Annotated in this window: 1 protein-coding gene; it reads right to left on the bottom strand. The window is 58.3% G+C overall.

Annotation, left to right across the window (positions count from 1 at the left end; all coding sequences use genetic code 11):
- The coding region (locus NLU14_RS22930) for an aromatic amino acid lyase (protein ID WP_275710948.1) at positions 1–235 on the bottom strand (235 nt) is incomplete at both ends.

Here is a 235-nt window from a genome sequence, read left to right on the forward strand (position 1 = left end):
CGTGGCGCTCGCGTTCCTCGATTGAAAGACGCGTGTGCGCAAGCTCGCCCATCGCAGTCGTCACGCCATAGATGACGACCGATGGGTCTTTCGCGATGAGGTTCAGGAAAGCGGTCCGGCAACGGGCGATCTCTGAAAGGGCTGCCTCACTGAGCGTCACACGCTCATTTTGCCATGCAACACGCAGGACGGTCTCGAGATTGATATCGTTTCTCGTGGTGACCGTGACCGTCAT

Source organism: Marinobacter iranensis (genome assembly GCF_029207565.1).
Classification (GTDB): Bacteria; Pseudomonadota; Gammaproteobacteria; order Pseudomonadales; family Oleiphilaceae; genus Marinobacter; species Marinobacter iranensis.